The organism is Verruconatronum alginivorum (assembly GCF_056590205.1).
Genome location: NZ_JBWPVQ010000001.1, coordinates 5047202 through 5067500 on the forward strand (window position 1 = coordinate 5047202; position 20299 = coordinate 5067500).

Here is a 20299-nt window from a genome sequence, read left to right on the forward strand (position 1 = left end):
TTCGCGCACTGGCTGCACCTCGATCTGCCTCGCATGATGACTTCAAATTCATGTCCTTCCTTTAGGAGTTCGACGAACTTCTCGCGGCTGATGGTCACTCTCGGGTTGTTGATGAGACGAGGAAACGGGAGGATAAGAGGAACGGTGGCGTCGGTTCCGTCCCGCCTAACGTATTGAACATGTCCTTCGCGCGTATACCATCCTCGGAAAACCCGTCCTTGATTTTCTCGTCGGGCGCTTCCACAACTGCAATGAATGTTCTGCCTTGGGCGATCAAGTAGCGTTCCGGCGAAAGCGATTGAAGAATGGTATAATCTCTTAACTCGAATGGCTGCCATTCCGACCTGATCCACAGAGCAACGGGCTTCCCATCACGACCTAATTCATACTGTTCCTGAACCAAGTCAAAAATCTGAAATAATTCGGCTTGGGGAAACTCTGCGTGGGCCGCAGGGTTGGACCGTGAGACCGAGAAAACACGCGTGACAGCCCAATCAACATTGCCCGTCGATCCCCCCTGGGCGAGAAGGTCGGCGAGGCTATGAGCTGAGATGAGAACGAGAAGGAGGAAGCGGATAATGTAAGGTTTCATTGGTTCGTGGTCAGCGCCGATAAGCCTCGTCATCGTTCCCAGCGAAACGGCGAGCGCGGTGGAGCCACTTCATAGCGTGTCCGTCGATTCGTTTCCAGATCGATAAAAATAATGTGCCTTTGCACCCGATGGCTAGAGTTGCTCAACAGAATCAGGTGCTTGCCAAAGACCATAACGATGAAGTCGATTCCTTCTTCAGAGGTTGCGTGTGCCACGAAGCGGAACGGCTGATCCTTGACATCCAAAAAGTCAATGTTTCGCTCCCGGATCTCCCCGATCAGCGTGCCCCAGCCTGAGGCTCCTCTGGTGCGGGGACCATAGGAGTAGATCGGACCGCGTACATGGGGTGGCGGGTTCGCGACTCGCTGAAAATTTCGAAGGCCAAACTGCTTCAGGTAGTCGGTGATCAAACTGAAATCATCCAGCCACCAAAACCGGTCACCCCTCGGGTGCAGACCCGCTTGGTGACCCGTAAGAAGCCGGGTCCGCTGCTTCGAAAAAAGAAAAAATCTGTCAACGACTCGAAGATTGTCGGAACGCAAAGGATGTATGACGAAAGCCTCCTCCTCAGTGGTGACAACGAGATATTCTGCTCCGCTCTTCGCAGCCAATGCCACGTAAGTGATGCGAACTTCCGGTCGACCCGCTTCCTCCAGATCGCGGATCGCATTCTGCAAGAACTCCTTCCTCAGCCATCCATCGTAAAACCGGGCAACCTCGCCACCGTCGGGCTGACTCATGTAGGTCCAAAAAGCCCTTCGGTATCGCTCCGGAACTTCGTCAAGCTCTCGAATGCTGTCGAAACCATACGAGGCCAGAAGCTCCCCCACATCGACAGCTGAACGATCGAGCCAAAGCATCGTTGGCTCTCGCTTTCGCAAATCGAAGTAGGAGATCACTTGAGGCGTGGATGTTTCCGATCCCGGAATGAGGAAAAAGACGAGTTCGTCGTCGAAGAATAGGAGGAGGAACGTTCCGGGGCCTGTTGGAGTTTCGATCTGGTAAGCACCAGCGATCCGATAGCGCCCGCTGCGACCGATCTGCTTCTCGGTTCGCTCGAACTCAATTGACAGTGGCTCTACGGTGACTGCCGGCGGCTGGACACCTGGGTGCAGAGCTTCTTGCTTAATCGGGAAAGTGCCCCGCTGGGATTCGGGGATATTCCGAAGGAGGCGTAGTATGTGAAATCGGCTTTGGAAAAATGCTTGGAGTTCCCTTGCTGGCATGGGTTTCATGACCTCGGAAACCACCCGCGAAGCCTCGTTTGAGTGGGGGATCGTCGCAATAAACTGCCGTCCGTGCTCAAGATCGCGGCCAATGATAAAAAAGGTAAAAAGGCGGGTTTCAAGGACCAAGAGCTGCGTGTCCTCATTATTCCCGTGGAAGACGCGGTGATAGTGGCCAGCGAGTCCCGTGAACTCCTTTACCTCTTTCGCTCCCACATCTACCGTGATGATATCCCAGTAATCATCAGCCAGCTCCGGAAATTCTTCGATCTCGCCGTCAGGCTTGTGAAGCTTCGCCGATAGGACGTATCTGGGGCCGCGCATAACCTCTGGAACTTCGTCAAGCTGGCGGATATTTCTGTAGCCAAGTTTTTCCAGTCCTTCAACGGTCACAGGAATGGTCAGCTTCTCTGGGCTCGGTGGGGGTGGAATGCGGTCCAAGGTGGCGGTGGCAACTAGTTCAAGACCAAAAACCGGATTCCCCGAGGGATCGTTTGGGCTTCGCTGTCCGTAGATGGTGTAGGCCACTGCGACAAGCAGGATTCCCGCAAGACCCGCCAGCAAACGGGTCTTTTTGGATTTCGATCTTGGTTGGCGCCGGGACGCCTGGGGAAAGGCAATGGAAATCTGCTGCCACCCCTCCTGCCCGTCGGCGCAAATTTGGGTTGTGTCAGGAAGGGCGCCAGACCACCACGCCTCAAGCAGAGCCGATTCCGAGATCGGTCCTTCCACATTTTCCCCATCGACCGAGTAGAAGAAGCTCGCCATAAACAAGTTGGGTCCGGAAAGAAATTCATCAAGGGCGGATGCACCCGAGGGTAAGCCTCTGCTTCCCAAGAGAACGCGTCAATGAAAATCCGTAGCGCTGTTCGCTGTTCAGTGTTCGATCATTTCTAAAACTCGTAGTATGACTCCGTGCTCAGAAAAAGGCTCGGACAGCGAATTGCGACACTCCGCAGAAGGCGGAAGATGACGCAAGAGCGGCTAGCCGAAGCGAGCGATTACTCGGTAGATTTTGTCGGATTGGTGGAACGGGGAGTGAATCTTCCTTCGCTTGAGGGATGCGAAAGATTGGCCGAGGCACTGGGGGGTCGAACTCAAGGAACTGTTTGACTTTGACGAAAAGAATCGGGCGACACGATGAGATTTTGTTGAGGTAGAAGAACTCACCCGTAAACTGGACTCCATGGAATCCAGGAAGTTCTACCTTTTGATTCTTCTGATCCTCTTCGCAGGAAAGGTGTCCTCGTCCGCTATTGCCGAGACTGACGTTAGTGCCTTAGGGTTTGTTGGTCTAAAACAGGGCCGGATTCTACCGGTCACCAAAGATGGTGAAGTTGTAAAGTATCGATTAAGCGCACATGAACCGCTCCGTTTGTTCCGTGACCATCGATGGGGCATTCTGGTGAATCATTCAGGAGTTGTGAGGGGCGAACAACTGACCGGGGATCGGATCGAAGGGCTGCTCATGTGGCTTGTCGAAGTCGCTCCGCACGATCGAGCGAGATTTGGGCGAGTAGTGTCTGATTCGCCAATGGTTGAATCGTTAATTTCGCAAGAGGCCAGGGTATTTCTCTTTCACGGTTCAAAGCACCTAGTGCCAATCACCCGAACAGAGAACGATCACTGGGTCTTTGTTGACGCTGAAACGGGATGGGAAGTGCATTATCCAAAGGTATCGACGTTTTTTCTGTCGTCTTCGGCTTGTGAGAGCCTTCTGTCTTCCGTCGAACAACTTCATTCAAGCTGGAAAGACCAGGCTGCTCTTCACCGTGATGCCAGGACTGCGCCTTTGGAGTTTGATCGGTTTAAGGAAGCCGTGGTCGGTCAGTGGGGCGATTTTTTGTATAACCTATCTGAGATCGAGGTAGCTTTTCTTTCGAGTCGTCAAAAGAATGAAGGTTTTGCGCAAAGCTTCCTTCAGAGCGTCGAAACGGATCGTTCGTATGCTGAGCGAGAGCGGGAAATGATAGCACGCCTTCAGGCGAAGCAAGAGCGCGAGGATCAGATGCAAGCTGCACGGATACGGGCAGCAGAGGCATTGCAAGAGAGTCTCCGAAACGGCGATCTTTCAGCGAATGAGATCGTCAGCCTCATCCAAGGGCTCGATTACCGTTACGACCGATTCTTAGCTCTTGTGGGGCGAAGACCTGATGATGCGGTCGAGCGCGGACCTGAAGTTCATGTAACGTGGCGGGATATGGTTACAAATACCCATACCGGAAGGCGAGAATCGTTTTCTCTGCGGGTGGCATGGGGGGAAATGATTGTCTGGTGGCGGCAAGGATTGGGACCGTGGAACTTTTTGTTGAAGGATTGATCCGGATGGCAGCCTTACGTGGACACTTTGTTTGATGACCCCGGCGTCGGCGCGGGAAGGCTGCTTATTTCTGACGGCTTCGGCCGTCAGAGACGAATGCAGCTTTGCTGCAAGTCAAGCGGCGGAGCCGCTCAGGCGCTGGCAAGCGAAGCGCGCAACAGCGCGGGGCAACCGCGCCGCTCGACAACGGGGGAAGGCCCCTCTATCCATAGGGGCCGCCTGGCGACGACACTGGGAGGCTCTGGAGTCAAAGAAGCTTCGAAACGGGGATCAAACGAGCGATGACCTGTGACCAGGGCGGGGGCGGGGGCTTGCCGACTTCAGGCCCCGAGCGAAGCGAGAGCGAATGCGTGGGCCGTCTTCCTTCCACTTGGAGCGGAGCGACTGCTGATTTTGGAAGCCCGAAGCGGAGCAGAGACGGTCCCGGTCCCGGAAGCGAACATGGCACTCTTATGTCCAGTCGCCGCCTGAGGAAGGAATACTTGGACTGACGAAGGAAAAGCGAAGCGTCAGGCTATTGGACATAAGAGCCCTGTGCGGTGAAACGAACTGGAGGGAAGCAGGGAGCGTGACACCGGCTTGCAGGTGGCGCGATCCGTGCGAGGGCATCCGTGCCGCTGGAGCGGAGGGGAGTTAAAGCGGTTCAGGGAGGGAGCTTGCGAGCGAGCCGATGATGTTGCCCGCAGTCAACTCCTTCTCATCGCGCAGAGCGCGGCGCAGGTCGCACTCGGTCTGAATGTTTAGCCAGAACCGGGGACTCTGCCGGAAATACGCACCGAGGCGAATCGACATGGGCGCGGTAATCGCGCGGCGTCCCAAAACGATCTCGTTGATCGACCGCGGGGAGACTCCGATCGCCCGGGCCAACGCATTTTGCGAAAGCCCCAACGGCTCCAAATATTCTTCTTTGAGGATCTCTCCCGGAGTAATCGGCGGATTAACCATATCCACCTACGTTATAGGATACGAGTCGCCGGTCAAGGCACGGACCGCTCCACATTTATCGGCGCAGAACGTTCATGGCACCCTAGCGGTTCGGCCGTTCGACTTCCCGGAGTTTACTTCTGTGCCGTGGTAAGCGTGCGGTCCTTGAGTTCCGCTTGGATGCGGGTGAGGAAGTCCGTGAAGGGGAGAGTGCCTTCGTCGCCCTGGGCGCGGCTGCGGAGGGAGACTTGTTCCTGCTCGGCCTCTTTGGCCCCGACCACCAGGAGATGGGGAACCTTGTCGAGTTGGCCGCGGCGGATCTTGGCCCCGAGTTTGTCGGAGTGTTCGTCGACGCTGGAGCGGACTCCGGCGGCGTGGAGCCGGGCCTGGAGTTGGCCGGCGTAGTCGGCGACCTTTTCGCTGATCGGCAGGATGCGGACCTGTTCCGGGGCGAGCCAAGTCGGGAAATCGCCGCCGAAGTGTTCGATCAAGAGCCCGCAGAAACGCTCCATCGAGCCGAACGGCGCGCGGTGGATCATCACCGGACGATGGGGCTGGTTGTCGGGGCCGATGTAGGAAAGGTCGAAGCGGATCGGGAGATTGTAATCGACCTGGACGGTGCCGAGTTGCCACTCGCGGCCAATCACGTCCTTGACCACGAAGTCGATCTTCGGACCGTAGAACGCGGCTTCGCCGGCTTCTTCGGTGAACGGGACGCCGAGGGTTTTGGCGGCCTGGCGGCAAGCCTCCTCGGCTTTGTCCCAGTTGGCCGGATCGCCGGTGTATTTGGCGGAATCGACGTCCCGGAGGCCGATCCGGACCCGGTAATCCTCCATGCCGAGGGTGCGGAGGACGATCTTCACCAGGCTGAGGCAGCCTTTGACCTCGTCGGCGACCTGGTCCTCGGTGCAGAAGATGTGGGCGTCGTCCTGGGTGAAGGCGCGGACGCGGGTCATCCCGCTCAGTTCGCCCGATTGTTCCCAGCGGTAAACGGTGCCGAACTCGGCGAGTCGGACCGGCAAGTCGCGGTAGGAGTGGGGGGCCGAGTCGAAGATCTTGATGTGGAACGGGCAGTTCATCGGCTTCAAGAGATAGCCGTCGATCTCGCCCTTGGCCATCCGGCTGGAGAGGTCGGCGCAGGAGCATTTTTCGTCGGCCAGTTTCTCCAGGAAATCATGTTCCACCAGCGGAGGGAACTGGGATTCGCGGTAGTAAGGGAAATGGCCGGAAGTGCGGAACAGATCGAGCCGTCCGATGTGCGGGGTGAAGACCTGGGAATAGCCTTGGCGGAAAAGTTCCTCGGAAATGAATTTCTGCAATTCCTGGCGGACGATCGCCCCGCGCGGAGTCCAGAGAATCATCCCTGAGCCGACGGCGTCGTCGATGTGGAACAGCCGCATTTCGCGGCCGAGTTTCCGGTGGTCGCGCTGTTTGGCGAGTTCGAGCCGTTCGAGGTACTGCTCGAGTTCCTCTTTGGCCGGGAAGGCGGTGCCGTAGATGCGCTGGAGTTGCTTGTTGGACTCGTCGCCCCGGTGGTAGGCTCCGGCGATGCTGAGGAGCTTGAAGGCCTTGATCTGTTTGGTGTAGCGGACGTGGGTGCCGGCGCAGAGGTCGACGAACTCCCCGTTTTGGTAGAAGCTGACCGGTTCGTTCGGGGGAATATCGTCGAGGCGGCTCAGCTTGTAGGGCTGTTTGCGCTCCTCGAAGAATTGGCGGGCCTCCTCGCGGGTGACCTCCTTGCGTTCGAACCGTTGGTTCTCCTTAACGATTTTGGCCATCTCTCCCTCGAGGGCTTCGAGGTCCTCCTGGGTGAAACGGTGGTCGAGGTCGAAATCGTAATAAAACCCGGAGTCGGTCGGAGGGCCGATGTCGAGTTTGGCATCGGGAAACAAACGGAGGACCGCGGTCGCCAGAACGTGGGCGGCGGAGTGACGGATTTCTTCGAGAGGAGTCATGAAATTTTGGATTTTGGAATTTGGATTTTGGATTTGGGAACTGGGATTCGGGGGATCAGACCGGTTCCAGAGTGTATCCCCCTTTGCTGTCGCGGACCAGCCAGCCGGCGTCTTTCAGTTCGTCGCGGAGGCGGTCGGCGGCGGCGAAATCGCGCTGTTGTTTGGCTTGCCAGCGCTCTTCGGCGAGGGCGGTGATTTCGGGAGGGGCTTCGGCGGCGGCTTCCGCTTCGGGCAGGGCGATGCCGAACGCCCGGAGGAGCCGGTCGAAGGCGTCGAGTTCGGCGCGGGCCTCGGTCGGCGAAAGGCGGGCTGGAGCGACGTTCTTCATCGCGCCGAAGACCGCTCCGAGGGCGGCGGGCGTATTCAAATCCTCTGACAACGCGGACCAGGCCGGGGCGAAGGAAGCCCAGTCGGCGGAATCGGACGAGCCGGATTCTTCACCCGCGCGGGCGGCGAGGGCCTCGCGGAAACGGGCGAGTTTCTCGATGGCGCTTTCGGCGCTGTGGAGGGAGTCCCAAGTGAAGTTGAGCGGTTGCCGGTAGTGGCCGGAAAGGAGGACGTAACGGAGGGCGGCGGGGGAAAAGCCTTTCGCCTGGACATCCGCGAGAGTGTGGAGGTTGCCGAGGCTTTTGCTCATCTTGTGTCCCTCGACCATCAGGTGGGCCGAGTGAAACCAATGCCGGGCGAACGTCTTGCAGGTGCAAGCCTCGCTTTGGGCGATCTCGTTCTCGTGGTGGGGGAAGACCAAGTCGATCCCGCCGCCGTGCATGTCGAAACTTTCGCCGAGGTAGGCCATGCTCATGGCGCTGCATTCGAGGTGCCAGCCGGGGCGGCCTTCGCCCCACGGGCTCGGCCAGAAAACGTCGCCGTCTTCCGGCTTGCGGGCCTTCCAGAGGGCGAAATCGGCGGCGGAGTCGCGCTGGTATTCGTCGGCGTCGACCGGTCCGGACGCGTCGCCGGAGGAGGCGCCGGTGCGGATCTCCCGTTCCTGGAGCCGGGAGAGGCGGCCGTAGTCGGGGAAGGAGGAGACGCGGAAATAGACCGAACCTTCGGGCGTGGCGTAGGCGTGGCCCTTCGCGATGAGTTTTTCGACCAGTTGAATCTGGGCGTCGATGTGCTCGGTGGCGGCCGGCTCCACGTGGGGCGAGAGGAGGTTGAGCGCCTCGCAGTCCTGGTGGAATTTATCGGTCCAATGCCGGGTGAAGTCGCCGAGGGATTGGTTGGAGGCGCGGGATTCGCGGATGGTTTTGTCGTCGACGTCGGTGAGGTTGCGGACATGGCGGACCTGTTGGCCTGTCGCTTCGAGGGTCCGGCGGAAGACATCCTGCAGCACGAAGGTGCGGAAGTTGCCGATGTGGGCGGGGCCGTAAACGGTCGGCCCGCAGCAATAGAAGCGATAGGTGTCGCCCTCGGAGGGAGACACGTCGCGAACCGATCGGCTGAGAGAATCGTAGAGACGGATGGTCATGCGAAAACCGTGAAAAATAAAAGCCGGGATCGTGGACGGTCCGGCGGAGGAGGATCGACCTTTCCGGGTCGAATGAATTGCAAACGCGCAAGAGAGCAATCATTGTCGGCCCTTTTGAAGTCCGCAACCAAAGAACCGAGCATGTCCAATATTTTCAAGCAAGAACTTCTCCGGCGTCCCCGCCGGTTGCGTCGCACCGCCGCGGTCCGCTCGCTGGTGCGTGAAACGACCCTTTCGCCGGCCAACCTGATCGCGCCGCTCTTCGTATTCGACGGCGACGGCCCGCCGGAGGCGGTGGAATCGATGCCGGGGGTGAACCGGTTTTCGATCCGCGACCTGATCGCGGAGTGCCGGGAGTTGCGGGAATTGGGGGTTGGGGCGGTGGCGTTGTTTCCCCGGCTGGCGGCGCGTTTGAAGGACGACGAAGCCTCGGCGGCGCTCGACCGGGAAACGTTGGTGTTGCGGGCGGTGCGGGCGTTGAAGGAGGCGTTGCCCGATCTGGTGGTGATGACCGACATCGCGCTCGATCCCTACACGACGCACGGTCACGACGGGGTGTTGACCGCCGACGCGCGGGACGTTGACAACGACCGGACGGTCGGAATTTTGGTGCAAATGGCATTGTTGCACGCCGAGGCGGGAGTCGATTTCGTAGCTCCGTCGGATATGATGGACGGCCGGATCGCGGCGATCCGGCGGGCGTTGGAGGCGGCTGGCCGGATTGACACCGGCATCGTGGCGTATTCGGCGAAGTATGCGTCGGCCTATTACGGACCCTTCCGGGAGGCGGTCGGGAGCGCCACGGCGGCGGGAACGCCGTCGTTGGACAAAGGAACATATCAGCTCGATCCGGCCAACCGCCGGGAGGCGTTGGTGGAGGCGGCGCTCGACGCCGAGGAGGGGGCGGACATCGTGATGGTGAAGCCGGCCGGACCGTATCTCGATATCATCCGGGATTTGCGGGAATCGACCGATCGGCCGTTGGCGGCCTACCAGGTTTCGGGCGAGTATGCCCAGATTCATGCGGCGGCCCGGTTGGGGTGGCTCGACTTGGAGAAAACGCGGGACGAATCGCTGATCGCGATCAAGCGGGCGGGGGCGGATTTGATTTTGACTTATTTCGCCAAGGAGATGGCGGGCGCGTTGCGCGCTGCGCTCGGATAGACGATAGACGATAGGCGATAGGCGATTTTATTCAGGGAGGAACAGTAACACACCCCACCATGCTGGCGCATGGTCCCCCCCTCTCAAGAGGGGAACTTTTCACGCAGATCCCCTCTTTGAGAGGGGGGGACCGCTCGCCAGAGCGGTGGGGTGTGTCGTCGTGGGCGCCCCTTTACTTGCGTTTGCGGCCGCGGCGGGGGGATTCGTCTTCCTCCTCGTCGTCCTCCACGTCGAAATCGTCGTCGTCATCGCTGTCGGGACGTTCGTCGGATTCTTCCTCCTCTTCCTCTTCTTCCTCGTCGTCTTCGTCCCAACGCATCGTCTCGTCTTCCTTGAGCGATTCGTCGTCGGCTTCGTCGAGGTCGGGGAAGACGTCGGCGACGTCTTCGTCCTCATCGCTCTCGTCGGAGTCGTCGTCGGAGACGGAGTCGAGTTCAAAACCGGCGGGAACGTATTCGAGGATCGAAACCACTTCGTTGAAGAGGTGGACCGAGCGGCCTTCGATGAAACTGTTGTTCTCCTCGTCGCGGATTTCCTCCTCGAGTTCGTCGACGGTCAGTTTCTTCTCAAAATTGATCGAGTCGTTGAGGAGTTTGACCCGCAACTTGGTGATGTGGTCGATGAAGTCGGCGTAGGGGCCGGTTTCTTCGTCGAGAATATCGGGGAGGGCGAAAATCTTGTCTTCGGTATCGAGAAGGGATTCGCTGGTGCGGCTCAGTTTCACCCGGCCATTGCCGAGGTCTTTGCTGATGCGGAAGGCGTAGAAGGCGCTTTCAAGGAGATCGGGTTCGAAACCGTAGTCGTGGAGAGGTTCGACCAGGTCGATGATGTGCGCGAGTTGGCGGGGATCGATGATGCTCAAGCCGTCGACGTCCCAATTGATGTCGTCGCTGATTTCGTCTACCCACCAGTTCATGTCCTCCCCCAATCGGACGATGCACCATTCAAGCTGCGGAGATGTTTTTGCCATAGAGATGTGGTTCTTTCGTCGTTACTCAGCATCACCAAAAAGCCGCATATTTGGTGTAGTCAACCTAGGAAAAAATATTTTTTGAAGTTATCTCGTTCCTTGCCCTTTCGAAAACGGCGATCAGACTCCGGGGGCGATGGGTATTTGCTACGAAAAAGCTGTCAGGCCGTTCCTGTTCCGGATGGACCCGGAAGTGGCCCACGAGCGCGTCGCGGAGGCGATGAAGATCCTGAGCGCGTTCCGTCCGGTCTGTCGCTGGATGGGGCGGTGCAACAGTTTGGCGGGGCGGGTGCGGCCGGTCGAACTTTTCGGTCTGAAATTTTCCAACGCGGTTGGTTTGGCGGCGGGTTTCGACAAGAACGCCAAGTTTTGGCCGGCTTTGATGGGACTCGGGTTCGGCCACGTCGAAATCGGCACGGTGACCCATCTGCGTCAACCGGGCAACCCCCGGCCCCGGATTTTCCGTTATCCCGAGGATGAAGCGGTGATCAACCGGATGGGGTTCAACAACGACGGCGCGGAGAAAGTGGCCCGCCGGTTGAAGCGGCAATGGAAAGGGGGGCGTCCCCAAGCTCCGCTCGGGATCAACATCGGGAAATCGAAGGCGACCCCGCTCGACCATGCGGCGGAGGATTATCTCGGTTCGTTTAAGAAGCTGGCCGATTACGCCGATTATTTCGCGATCAACATCAGCAGTCCCAACACGCCCGATCTGCGGAGCCTCCAGGAGGAGACGCGGCTGGTGTCGTTGTTGCAGGTGTTGAAGCAGGCGAACGAGGAGCGGGCGGCGCGGCTCGGGACGAAAAAGATTCCGATGTTGGTAAAGATCGCCCCGGATTTGAGTTATCCCCAGATCGACGCGGTGTTGCAGACGATTTTCGACCTCGATTTCGCCGGAATCATTGCGACCAACACCACCCTGAGCCGTCCGGGCCGATTGGCCGAGGCGAAGCAGGAAGGGGGGCTGAGCGGTCGGCCGGTGCGTCGGCGTTCGACCGATATCATCAACTACATCAGCCGGACCACCGGGGGCCGGTTGCCGATCATCGGAGTCGGCGGGATCGACGATCCGGAGTCGGCGGGCGAAAAGCTCGATGCCGGGGCCTCGCTGGTGCAGGTTTACACCGGAATGATTTACCGCGGGCCGTTCCTGCCCCGCGAGTTGGCCCGCGCCCTCGCCGGAAGGCAACGGGATTGGTGGCATAGGTAATCGCCCCCCCGGTTTTCGGTCGGTGCGGGCGCACGGTTTTGGTCGGCTGGGAAGCCAACCCTCCGATTTGGCGGCAAAGCGTTTGCCCTGTTGGTTCCGGTCTTCTCACGACGCAAAGACCGCATGAATGCGGGCACTCCAACCATCGCCCGGATGGGGGTGGGGGGCGCTTACTGGGAGGGGTGGCATCCTGCCGCCCGGCGGTTTGTCTCAGGACGGCGTGAGCGCCCGCTTGATCTGGCGGGCGGTTTCGAGGATCCGGGAGCTGTCGTCGCCGAGGAGGGTGAAATGACCCATTTTTCGGCCGGGCCGGGCATCCTCTTTGCCATATAAATGGAGTTTGGCGTCGGGATTACTTAAAACGAGATTCCAGTCGGGGGTTCCCCGGGCCCAGAGGTCGCCGAGGAGGTTGCACATCACCACCGGGCTCAAGAGCCGGGGGGAGCCCAACGGCAGGCCGCAGACCGCCCGGGCCTGTTGCTCGAATTGGCTGGTGACGCAGGCGTCGAAACTGTAATGGCCGGAATTGTGGGGACGGGGGGCGAGTTCGTTGACCAAAAGCCGTCCGTCCCTGGTCAGGAAAAATTCCACCGCCAGCAACCCGACCAGGCCGATGGCGCGGGCGATTTCCCGGGCGATTTCGGCGGCCTCCTTCTGGATCTTCGGATCGATCCGGGCGGGCACGATCGAGTATTCGAGAATATGATCGGTGTGGATGTTTTCCGAGATCGGGAAAACGGAGGTTTCACCGGTGGAACCGACGGCGCAAATCGCCGAAAGCTCGGCTTCGTATTCGACCCATTGTTCGACTACGCCGCGGTCGGTCCCGAAACGGCTCCAGATCGCCGCAGGATCGTCTCCGGGATTGATCTTGATCTGACCCTTGCCGTCATATCCGAAGGTGGCGGTCTTGAGGACGCAAGGGGCTCCCAGCGTCTCGATCGCTCCGGCGAGGTCGGCGGCGGAGGCGACGACTTGGAAACCGGGGAGGGGAAACCGATGTTTTTGAAGAAACAACTTCTCCCGCTCGCGGTGCTGGCAGATCAGCAGGACGTCCGGCGACGGGTGGACCGGGCGCAATTCGGCGGCCTTGTGGAGGAAATCGGCGGGAATGTTTTCAAACTCGAAGGTGGCGACCTCGATTCCCTGGAGGAAACGGCGGAGGCTTTCCTCGTCGCGGTAGGAAGCGTTGACTTCGACATCGGCCACCGGTCCGGCGGGGGAGTTTTCGCCCGGTTCGAAAATATGGATACGGTAGCCGAGCCGCCGGGCGGCGAGGGCGGTCATCCGCCCGAGTTGGCCGCCGCCGAAGATGCCGATGGTTTTGCCGGGAGGGATCATGACGGCAGTTTCGTTTCGCGGACCTTGGCGGTTTGGTCGGAACGGAATTTTTCCAAACGGCGGAGGAGTTCGGGATCGCGGCCCGCGAGGAGGGAGACGGCGAACAAGGCGGCGTTGGTGGCGCCCGCCTTGCCGATGGCGAACGTCGCCACCGGCACTCCGGCCGGCATCTGGACGATGGAAAGCAGGGAGTCGACACCGCGGAGGACCTTCGATTCGACCGGCACGCCGAGGACCGGGAGTTCGGTCAGGGAGGCGGCCATGCCCGGCAAATGAGCGGCTCCTCCGGCTCCGGCGATGATGCATTGGAGCCCCCGTTGGCGGGCGGTTTTGGCGTATTCGAAAAGCCATTCGGGCGTCCGGTGTGCGCTGACGATTTCCTTTTCGAACGGCACTTCGAATTGTTCGAGCGTGGCGGCGGTGTGCTCCAGGGTGCTCCAGTCGGACTGGCTTCCCATGATGATGCCTACGAGTGGCTTGGGTGCGGCGTGCGAATCCATTGATTGATAAACGAAAATGATCGGTGATGAAACGAGCAAAAACCTTTCCCTGTTTCCCATTTCTCCCTTAGCATTTCAAATCTCAAATCGGTTTGGCATGAAATTGGCGTTTATCAGTGGCACCAGCATTTTGAAATCGCGCTTGTTCGACGAGTGGCGGGCGGCGGAAATATCGACCCGCTACGGGACGGTCGGCTATCGGGAAAAGGACGGGTTCGTCATTTTGAACCGGCACGGGCGGGAGGGGGTGACGCCTCCGCACGCGATCAATCACCGGGCGAATATCCAGGCGTTGGTCGACCTCGGGTATCGGGAGGCGGTCGCGCTTTATTCGGTCGGATCGTTGCGGGAGGAGCTCCGGCCCGGCACGTTCGTTTCGTGTTCGGACTACGTCTCATTCGTGCCGACGACGTTCAGCGACGAAGTCGGAAACTACGAGGCGCCCCACCTCTCGAACCATTTGATCCCGGAGATCCGGGAGAAGGCGGGATGCGTGATCGAGTCGGGAAAAGTTTACGTCCAGATGATCGGACCCCGTTTCGAGACGCGGGCGGAAATCCGGATCATCGAACCGTGGGGCGACGTGGTCGGGATGAACCTCGCCAGCGAGGCGGATCTCTGCCGCGAGGGGGGCGTGCGGTTGAACACGCTCTGCATGGTCGACAACTACGCCAACGGGATCGGCGGGGCGGCGATCACCGGCGAGCGGTTCCGGGCGTTGGTCGCGGAGAATCAGGGAAAGGTGAACCTGTTATTTGAGCGATTGTTCGAGATGTTTCGCGGGTGAGCGGGGAAGCCCGCCGCGAGTCGTGGGCGCGGAAATAGGGACCGGGGGTTAATGACAAAATCATTGGGGGCAGAATCATTTCTGACGTAAAGGATTTTGCCCGGTCCTTTCGATGATCCCGTCAGGCCGCTTTCGGCCAGAGTTCGCGGATGCCCCGCGGCAAGGTCGCCCGGAGTTTTTCCACTTCGCCGTGGGAAATGTTTTTCTCCAGGACGTTCAAGACCGCGTGGATCAGACGTTCGGGTTGGATGGGGGCGATTGTGCCGTATCGCTGTCTTACCAAACCGACGAATTCCTCCTGGGTTCGCATTTTCATTGGTTTGTTAGCCGGATGCCAGGCATCGTAGTAAATGCCGCGGATCAACATCGGAAGTTGGGCTCCGAGCCCCGCCACTTCGTCGGGGGAGAGGCGGTCCCTCAAGGTGTGGAGCACGGCGCTCAACGCATGGTAGGCCGGTTGGGAGTCTTCGACGTGAAGTTCCTCCCGCAAGTCGGCCAGCCATTCGTAGGTTTTCTGAACGGTGGTGTCGATGACGTCGAGTTTTCTGGCGCTCATGGTGGGTGGTTTCGGTTGAATGGTTGATGTGGAATAGGCGATTTACTGGCCGGCGGCCCGGTTGGCCGGCAGGGATATGAAACGCAAAACTTCCGCGGCCTTGCCTTCGGAGGTGTGGCGAGCGATGTCGGCCTGGGAAATCATTCCACAGATCTCTCCCGCCTCGTCGACCACCGGCAGGCGCCGGATCTGATTCTCCTCCATGATGTCACAGCATTCGTCGATGCTGGTTTCGGGTGTTACCGAAATGACGGTCTTCGTCATCACGTCGGAGGCGTGCAGTTCCAGCGGATTCTTTCCGACCGCCAAAGCGCGGCAAACGATGTCGCGGTCGGTCACTACGCCGACGGGACGGAGGTTTTCGACGCCTTCGACGATAGGAATTTCCCCGCAGTCCTTTTCCAACATGATTTTTGCAACCTCCCGGAGGTCGGTTTCCGGCGTGGCGCAGGCCGGCCGCGTGGTCATGATTTCGCTCGTTTTCATGGTAAAACCTTTCTTTTTTTTGGATTTCGGAGTTCGCAACGTGACGTTCTTCTTCACATTAGTCACGAAGGTCGGAATTGCCAAAGCCGCCCTCCCCGAATTCGCGCGTACCGCTTCCCCCGATGACGCGGGTTGCTTGGCCGAAAGGTCTCCTCCTGATGGCCGAGCGAGGGAGATCAGTCGGCTTTTTTCAGTTCCACCCAGAAGGTGCTCCCTTTTCCGGGAGTCGATTCGACGCCGAACCGTCCATTCATCCGGTCCATACTTTTCGCGAGAATGGCGAGGCCGAGCCCGGAACCCGGATAATCCGAAGCGGTATGGAGCCGTTTGAATAATTCGAAGATCCTCTGGTGGTCGTCGGGAGCGATGCCGATGCCATTGTCCCGGACGAGGAGGCGGATGGCGTCACCCCGGTCTTCGATTTCGACTTTAACCATGGGGCGGGTGTCCGGCGCGACGTATTTGATCGCGTTGGAGAGGAGGTTGGAAATGACCAGGGAAAGAAGGGTTTCGTGGGCGAGAACGCTGATTTGAGTGGCAGGCAATTCGATCGTGGCGTGGCGGGCGCCGATTTCGCCGCCGAGGGAGTCATGGGCGTTTCGCAAAAGGGTTTCGAGGGAGACCGGTCCGAGCTCGGCTCCTGCCCGGCCGACCCGGCTGTATTCGAACAAATCCTGGATGAGGGTATTCATCCGTTTCGCGCTGTTGCGGATTCGTTCCAGATAATCCCGTGCTTCGGGGCCGAGTTCGGATTGGAAATCCTCGGCGAGGATGTCGGCCATGCCGGCGATGGTCCTTAACGGAGCCCGGAGGTCGTGGGTGGCGGTCGAGGTAAAGGATTCGAGTTCCTGATTGGCGGCCTCCAGTTCCCTGGTTCGCTGGGCGACTCGTTTTTCCAATTCGAGATTCAAAATCTGGAGGCGCTCTTCGGCCTTGGCTTGATCGTCGAGGGCCTTGGCCAGTTCCCGTTTCCGGTCGATCGTCTTGGTCGCGAGTTTGGCCACGTCGCCTTCCCGGGTATCCAGATCGTCTTGCAGGAGGCGGCGGGCGAGGCTCAGGGCGATAAAATTGGCCACCTTGGCCTTCACTTCCTGGATTGAAAACGGTTTGAGAAGGTAATCGGTCGCTCCCTTCTTCAGGAGGTCAAGGCGAAGCTCTTCGTCGGCTTTCGCCGAAAGGAGAATCATCGGCGTGTCGCGCAACGAGTTTTCGCGACGGAGGAGGGGAATCAGTTGATCGCCGCTCATTTCGGGCATCATGATATCGCTGAGGATCAGATCCGGCTCATGTTCGCGCGCTTTCTCGAAGCCTTCCCGGCCGTTGAAGGCGGAGATTACATCGTAGTTCTCGGCGAGGATGCCGGTGAGAAAACGGTTCATGTCCGGGTCGTCCTCGACGATCAGGACGCGGGGTCGGCCGGTTGGCTTGAAGGGTGCGGCGGGCCGGGTGGGGGCGGTGATTCCGCCGACTCCCCGTAAGACGTCGGCGGAAGGCGCCGGTTGGCTGTCGGTATTGGTTTCGCGGACCACTTCGGCGTCTTCGGGCGCGCGCAAGGGGAGTTCGATGATAAAGGTGGCACCGCCCCCGGGTGATTCTTCGGCGTGGATTGTTCCGTGGTGCAGTACCACGAAGTCGCGGGCGATCGAGAGGCCGAGACCGGTTCCTCCGAAGCGACGGGTGCTGCCGCCCTCGACCTGGCGGAACCGTTCGAAAACGGCATCCCGCATTTGGGGAGGAATTCCGGGACCGTTGTCTTGAACGATAATGCGGCACCGGTCTCCCCGATCTTCGAGACGGCACTGAATCGAACCGCCGTTGGGGACGAATTTGAAAGCGTTTCCGAAGAGGTTGAGGAGGACTCGTTGCAGTTTTTCGGCGTCCGCTTCGGCCATCAGGCTCTCGGGGGCGTCTATCGAGAAATCGATTTTGCGTTCGTCTCCCAGCGTGGCGAAATGGGATCCCGACAGACGGACGAGGGCGGCAAGGTCGATCTCCTGATAAGTGATGTTGACCTCATGTGCTTCGAGGCGGGAAGCTTCCAGGACGTTGTTCACCTGATGAAGGAGCAGGGCGCTGTTCCGGCGGATGGTCTGGACGCGATCGAGTTGCTCCGGATCGAGGCGGCCGGATTCCTGGAGCTGTTCGGCCGGACCGATGATCAACGTGAGGGGAGTCCGCAATTCATGGCTGACGTTGGCGAAGAACTGGGATTTCAATTCGTCGATTTCTTTGACCTTTTCGTAGAGTTCGCGCAACTCGACGTTCGCTTCTTCGAGATTTCGTTTCCGTTCCTCCGATAGTTTCGCGGAGTGGATCAGGGTGAAGACCTTCGGCATCAGGAACGGAAGAGCCACCGCCGTGGTGAGGGAAGCGGCGGCGGTGATGACCTTGACGTCGGCGGAGAGCCAGTAAACCGGGTGCCAGACGGTGACGACCGCCATGACGTGGGTGAAGCCGCAGGCGACGATGAATAGACCGAACGCCATGAACATCCAGTGGAACGGAATGTCCGCGCGGGCACGGTAAACGAGGTAACCAATGTTTGCCGAGATGGCGAGGTAGGCCAGGCCGATCAAGGCGTCCGATCCGGCGTGGAGGAGGATCAGGCCCGGATCCTGGAGATAACAGGTCGCGTGGGGGAGGAAGTCCCGGGAAAGAAGTCCCCGGCGCACGCCTGGCAGGAGGAAGAAAGAGAGGAGGACGGAGGCCGAGATGATCGCGGCGATTCGAACCGCCAGAATGTCCCAGAGTTCGCGCAAGATTCGAAAGCTATGGTTCATGCGTTCAATGAATGGATCGACTGCAGAAGGAGATGTGTTGCGCGCGGACAAGCCGAACAGTCGCAAACGGTTGTAATCTTACTCAGTCCGGCGGCAAAAACCAGCTTTTACCTCGCGAACTGCTTGGGCGCTGTCGGCATCGGACAAGACGTCCGACACGATCACCACCCGGGGGGCTCCCGCGGCGGTCACTTGGTCGAGATTGGACCGGGTGATGCCTCCGATGCAGAAGAACGGGAGCGGCGGGCGGAGGGCGGTCACATGGCGCACCAGGTCGAGGCCGACCGGGATGTAGTCGGGTTTGGTCGGAGTTGCGAACACGGGGCCGACCGCGAAATAGGAGAGAATCGCGGGGCCGAGTGCGATCGCCCGGGCGGCTTGATCGGGCGAATGGGTGGAAAGCCCGAGGATTCGGTCGGGGCCGAGGCGCTCCCGGGCCTCGCGGGGAGGCAGGTCCTCCTGGCCGATGTGAAGGCCGAGATCGGGATAGCGAAGGCAGAGTTCGATGTCGTCGTTGACGATCAAAGGGGTGGAGCGGCCTTCGAATAAAGGAAGGATTTCGTCGAGGAGAGCGAGCCGTTGCGAAGCCGTTTCCTGTTTGGCGCGCAGCTGGATTAAATCGGCGCCGCCGTCGAGGAGTTGACGGCATTTGGCTTTCCAGTGCTTCGGCCGGACCCAGCCGGTGTCGAGGATGGCGTAAAACCGGGCGTGATGAATCTGTGGCAGAAACGGATTATCCAAAGGTCGGGAAACGGAGAGGTTTATCCGGCGCTTTTTTCGTCCGGCTTGATGCTGCTTGTTTCTTCCGGGGAAGGAGGAAGGATGCCGGTGACAACGATGTCGATCGGTCCGACATTTTCCATGCCGAGGTTTTTGAGCAGGACCAGTTGAATCTGTTCCTGGAGATATCCGGATATGCCGACCAGTTTGGCGTTGGATTTCACCCGGAGGCGGATGCGGATGGAGAGGACGCCGTTTTTCTGATGCACCTTGGCGCGCGCCTTGCCGATGTCACCCAATTCCTCGCAACAGCGTTGGATTTGAGCCTGCAAGGCATGGCGGGAGACGACGACTTTGCCGGAATCGTTGGCGAAGGCGTCGAAGGTTTCCGGGGGACGGCGCAGCAGGAAGAAGAGGAGCCCGAGGAGGGCGGCCAAAATGAAACCGGCTCCGACGCCGATGAGGAAGCCGGGCTGTTCGATGTAGGTGACCAGGATGGTAGGTTCGTCCATGAAAGCGATCGGCCGAAAGCCCCGCCTGTCAGTCGGTGGCGGGGCTTCGATGCCGGGGTTCGAGTGGTGGCGTTTCCTTTTTTTCCTCTTGGGTGCGGACGCCGTCGATGATGACATCGACCTTGGCGACGTCTTTGCCGGTCATGGTTTGGATCTGGTTGCGGACCGCCAGTTGGACGTTCTGCGCGACCTTGGCGAGTTCGCTGCCGTAGGCCATGACCAGGCGGATTTCGATCTGATAGCGGCTTTCCGAGTCTTCCTGGACCCGGACGCCGCGGTCGGATTCCCGTTTGGAAAAGATTCCGCCCAATTGATCGACGAAGCCGGAGCCGACTCCGTAGACGCCAGCCACTTCGAGGGCCGCGAGCCGAACGATACTGGCCACAACGGTGTGGTTGATTTTAATCTCACCGTAGGAGGTTTGCTCGTCGGTGGATTCCGGCTGAATGTTGGTGTTTTCCATATCAGAGTTCTTTCTCTTCGTTCAGGATCTTGTTCGGTGCACGCTTGAGAAACTCCTCGACAAAGCCGGTGGTGGCGCCGCCCTGGCGAAAAACCGGATCGCTCAGGATCGCCTTGGAAAACGGAATGGTGGTCTTTACTCCGCGGACGAGATACTCGTTCAGCGCGCGATACATCCGGTCCATCGCGATGGTGCGGGTCGAACCATACGTGATCAATTTGCCGATCATGCTGTCGTAATGGGGCGGAATCTTGTAGCCGCAATACGCGTGGGAATCGACCCGGATGCCATGCCCGCCCGGAGAGTGATACAAGGAAATGACTCC

Annotated in this window: 20 protein-coding genes (1 of these 20 only partly in view); 5 read left to right on the forward strand and 15 right to left on the reverse strand. The window is 59.4% G+C overall.

Features of this window, described 5'->3' with window-relative positions:
• Positions 1 to 94: 94 nt before the first annotated feature.
• On the reverse strand, positions 95 to 592 hold the full coding sequence (locus tag ACWUI2_RS18435) for a hypothetical protein (RefSeq protein ID WP_486984314.1): 498 nt from the start codon (positions 590 to 592) through the stop codon (positions 95 to 97).
• Between the two features lie 29 nt (positions 593 to 621).
• Entirely contained in the window at positions 622 to 2586 is a 1965-nt protein-coding gene (locus tag ACWUI2_RS18440) for a DUF4339 domain-containing protein (protein ID WP_486984315.1), read from the reverse strand.
• 147 nt (positions 2587 to 2733) lie between these two features.
• On the opposite strand from ACWUI2_RS18440, the gene ACWUI2_RS18445 reads away from it, so the two are divergent.
• Together ACWUI2_RS18445 and ACWUI2_RS18450 are read left to right on the forward strand one after the other, a co-directional pair.
• The gene (locus ACWUI2_RS18445; RefSeq protein ID WP_486984316.1) at positions 2734 to 2931 is read left to right on the forward strand and encodes a helix-turn-helix domain-containing protein; all 198 of its coding nucleotides are present in this window, start codon (positions 2734 to 2736) and stop codon (positions 2929 to 2931) included.
• Between the two features lie 73 nt (positions 2932 to 3004).
• Positions 3005 to 4138, forward strand: a complete 1134-nt coding sequence (locus ACWUI2_RS18450) for a hypothetical protein (protein ID WP_486984317.1) — start codon at positions 3005 to 3007, stop codon at positions 4136 to 4138.
• A gap of 633 nt (positions 4139 to 4771) precedes the next feature.
• On the opposite strand, the gene ACWUI2_RS18455 is transcribed toward ACWUI2_RS18450, so the two are convergent.
• The 3 genes from ACWUI2_RS18455 to cysS form a co-directional block, all read right to left on the reverse strand.
• Complete coding sequence (locus ACWUI2_RS18455; RefSeq protein ID WP_486984318.1) at positions 4772 to 5083, reverse strand: HigA family addiction module antitoxin; 312 nt, start codon at positions 5081 to 5083, stop codon at positions 4772 to 4774.
• A 113-nt stretch (positions 5084 to 5196) separates the two neighbouring features.
• Positions 5197 to 7017, reverse strand: coding sequence for a threonine--tRNA ligase (gene thrS, locus ACWUI2_RS18460; RefSeq protein ID WP_486984319.1), 1821 nt, complete (start codon positions 7015 to 7017; stop codon positions 5197 to 5199).
• Between the two features lie 55 nt (positions 7018 to 7072).
• Entirely contained in the window at positions 7073 to 8485 is a 1413-nt protein-coding gene (cysS, locus tag ACWUI2_RS18465; protein WP_486984320.1) for a cysteine--tRNA ligase, read from the reverse strand.
• Between the two features lie 141 nt (positions 8486 to 8626).
• Here cysS and hemB point away from each other — a divergent pair, with 141 nt between their 5' ends.
• The gene (gene hemB, locus ACWUI2_RS18470) at positions 8627 to 9649 is read left to right on the forward strand and encodes a porphobilinogen synthase (protein ID WP_486984321.1); all 1023 of its coding nucleotides are present in this window, start codon (positions 8627 to 8629) and stop codon (positions 9647 to 9649) included.
• A 172-nt stretch (positions 9650 to 9821) separates the two neighbouring features.
• Here hemB and ACWUI2_RS18475 read toward each other — a convergent pair whose 3' ends face one another.
• A complete protein-coding gene (locus tag ACWUI2_RS18475) occupies positions 9822 to 10619 on the reverse strand; it encodes a hypothetical protein (RefSeq protein WP_486984322.1) in 798 nt (265 codons plus the stop codon).
• Between the two features lie 136 nt (positions 10620 to 10755).
• Between ACWUI2_RS18475 and ACWUI2_RS18480 the strand changes: the two genes are divergently transcribed.
• Positions 10756 to 11829 carry a quinone-dependent dihydroorotate dehydrogenase gene (locus ACWUI2_RS18480; protein WP_486984323.1) on the forward strand — a complete coding sequence of 358 codons (1074 nt, stop codon included), beginning with the start codon at positions 10756 to 10758 and terminating at the stop codon, positions 11827 to 11829.
• Between the two features lie 210 nt (positions 11830 to 12039).
• Here ACWUI2_RS18480 and ACWUI2_RS18485 read toward each other — a convergent pair whose 3' ends face one another.
• Together ACWUI2_RS18485 and purE are read right to left on the reverse strand one after the other, a co-directional pair.
• Positions 12040 to 13170: a 5-(carboxyamino)imidazole ribonucleotide synthase gene (locus tag ACWUI2_RS18485; RefSeq protein WP_486984324.1), complete on the reverse strand. Its 1131-nt coding sequence runs from the start codon at positions 13168 to 13170 to the stop codon at positions 12040 to 12042.
• On the reverse strand, positions 13167 to 13670 hold the full coding sequence (purE, locus tag ACWUI2_RS18490) for a 5-(carboxyamino)imidazole ribonucleotide mutase (RefSeq protein ID WP_486984325.1): 504 nt from the start codon (positions 13668 to 13670) through the stop codon (positions 13167 to 13169). The genes ACWUI2_RS18485 and purE overlap by 4 nt, the downstream gene beginning before the upstream one ends.
• 97 nt (positions 13671 to 13767) lie before the next feature.
• On the opposite strand from purE, the gene ACWUI2_RS18495 reads away from it, so the two are divergent.
• Positions 13768 to 14457 (forward strand): MTAP family purine nucleoside phosphorylase, encoded by a 690-nt coding sequence (locus tag ACWUI2_RS18495; RefSeq protein ID WP_486984326.1) that lies wholly within the window; start codon positions 13768 to 13770, stop codon positions 14455 to 14457.
• Between the two features lie 121 nt (positions 14458 to 14578).
• Here ACWUI2_RS18495 and ACWUI2_RS18500 read toward each other — a convergent pair whose 3' ends face one another.
• The 7 genes from ACWUI2_RS18500 to accC all read right to left on the reverse strand — a co-directional run.
• Positions 14579 to 15013, reverse strand: a complete 435-nt coding sequence (locus ACWUI2_RS18500; RefSeq protein WP_486984327.1) for a DUF2267 domain-containing protein — start codon at positions 15011 to 15013, stop codon at positions 14579 to 14581.
• Between the two features lie 42 nt (positions 15014 to 15055).
• A complete protein-coding gene (locus ACWUI2_RS18505) occupies positions 15056 to 15499 on the reverse strand; it encodes a CBS domain-containing protein (RefSeq protein ID WP_486984328.1) in 444 nt (147 codons plus the stop codon).
• Between the two features lie 176 nt (positions 15500 to 15675).
• Complete coding sequence (locus tag ACWUI2_RS18510; protein ID WP_486984329.1) at positions 15676 to 18279, reverse strand: ATP-binding response regulator; 2604 nt, start codon at positions 18277 to 18279, stop codon at positions 15676 to 15678.
• Positions 18280 to 18357: 78 nt separating this feature from the next.
• Positions 18358 to 19020 (reverse strand): thiamine phosphate synthase, encoded by a 663-nt coding sequence (gene thiE, locus ACWUI2_RS18515; RefSeq protein WP_486984330.1) that lies wholly within the window; start codon positions 19018 to 19020, stop codon positions 18358 to 18360.
• 20 nt (positions 19021 to 19040) lie between these two features.
• The gene (locus tag ACWUI2_RS18520) at positions 19041 to 19511 is read right to left on the reverse strand and encodes an Asp23/Gls24 family envelope stress response protein (protein ID WP_486984331.1); all 471 of its coding nucleotides are present in this window, start codon (positions 19509 to 19511) and stop codon (positions 19041 to 19043) included.
• Positions 19512 to 19539: 28 nt separating this feature from the next.
• Positions 19540 to 19974, reverse strand: a complete 435-nt coding sequence (locus ACWUI2_RS18525; protein ID WP_486984332.1) for an Asp23/Gls24 family envelope stress response protein — start codon at positions 19972 to 19974, stop codon at positions 19540 to 19542.
• 1 nt (position 19975) lies between these two features.
• Positions 19976 to 20299 carry the 3' portion of an acetyl-CoA carboxylase biotin carboxylase subunit gene (gene accC, locus ACWUI2_RS18530; RefSeq protein ID WP_486984333.1) on the reverse strand. Its footprint extends 1056 nt past the window's final position, so 324 of the gene's 1380 nt are visible here — the last part of the coding sequence; its start codon lies off the right edge, out of view; it ends in the stop codon at positions 19976 to 19978.

Coding starts and splice junctions, on each gene's coding strand:
- ACWUI2_RS18520 (WP_486984331.1), bottom strand. CDS start 19,511: ATGGACGAACCTACCATCCTGGTCACCTACATCGAACAGCCCGGCTTC.
- ACWUI2_RS18495 (WP_486984326.1), top strand. CDS start 13,768: ATGAAATTGGCGTTTATCAGTGGCACCAGCATTTTGAAATCGCGCTTG.
- ACWUI2_RS18485 (WP_486984324.1), bottom strand. CDS start 13,170: ATGATCCCTCCCGGCAAAACCATCGGCATCTTCGGCGGCGGCCAACTC.
- ACWUI2_RS18500 (WP_486984327.1), bottom strand. CDS start 15,013: ATGAGCGCCAGAAAACTCGACGTCATCGACACCACCGTTCAGAAAACC.
- ACWUI2_RS18480 (WP_486984323.1), top strand. CDS start 10,756: ATGGGTATTTGCTACGAAAAAGCTGTCAGGCCGTTCCTGTTCCGGATG.
- cysS (WP_486984320.1), bottom strand. CDS start 8,485: ATGACCATCCGTCTCTACGATTCTCTCAGCCGATCGGTTCGCGACGTG.
- thrS (WP_486984319.1), bottom strand. CDS start 7,017: ATGACTCCTCTCGAAGAAATCCGTCACTCCGCCGCCCACGTTCTGGCG.
- ACWUI2_RS18505 (WP_486984328.1), bottom strand. CDS start 15,499: ATGAAAACGAGCGAAATCATGACCACGCGGCCGGCCTGCGCCACGCCG.
- hemB (WP_486984321.1), top strand. CDS start 8,627: ATGTCCAATATTTTCAAGCAAGAACTTCTCCGGCGTCCCCGCCGGTTG.
- ACWUI2_RS18475 (WP_486984322.1), bottom strand. CDS start 10,619: ATGGCAAAAACATCTCCGCAGCTTGAATGGTGCATCGTCCGATTGGGG.
- ACWUI2_RS18510 (WP_486984329.1), bottom strand. CDS start 18,279: ATGAACCATAGCTTTCGAATCTTGCGCGAACTCTGGGACATTCTGGCG.
- ACWUI2_RS18450 (WP_486984317.1), top strand. CDS start 3,005: ATGGAATCCAGGAAGTTCTACCTTTTGATTCTTCTGATCCTCTTCGCA.
- ACWUI2_RS18525 (WP_486984332.1), bottom strand. CDS start 19,974: ATGGAAAACACCAACATTCAGCCGGAATCCACCGACGAGCAAACCTCC.
- purE (WP_486984325.1), bottom strand. CDS start 13,670: ATGGATTCGCACGCCGCACCCAAGCCACTCGTAGGCATCATCATGGGA.
- ACWUI2_RS18440 (WP_486984315.1), bottom strand. CDS start 2,586: ATGGCGAGCTTCTTCTACTCGGTCGATGGGGAAAATGTGGAAGGACCG.
- ACWUI2_RS18435 (WP_486984314.1), bottom strand. CDS start 592: ATGAAACCTTACATTATCCGCTTCCTCCTTCTCGTTCTCATCTCAGCT.
- ACWUI2_RS18455 (WP_486984318.1), bottom strand. CDS start 5,083: ATGGTTAATCCGCCGATTACTCCGGGAGAGATCCTCAAAGAAGAATAT.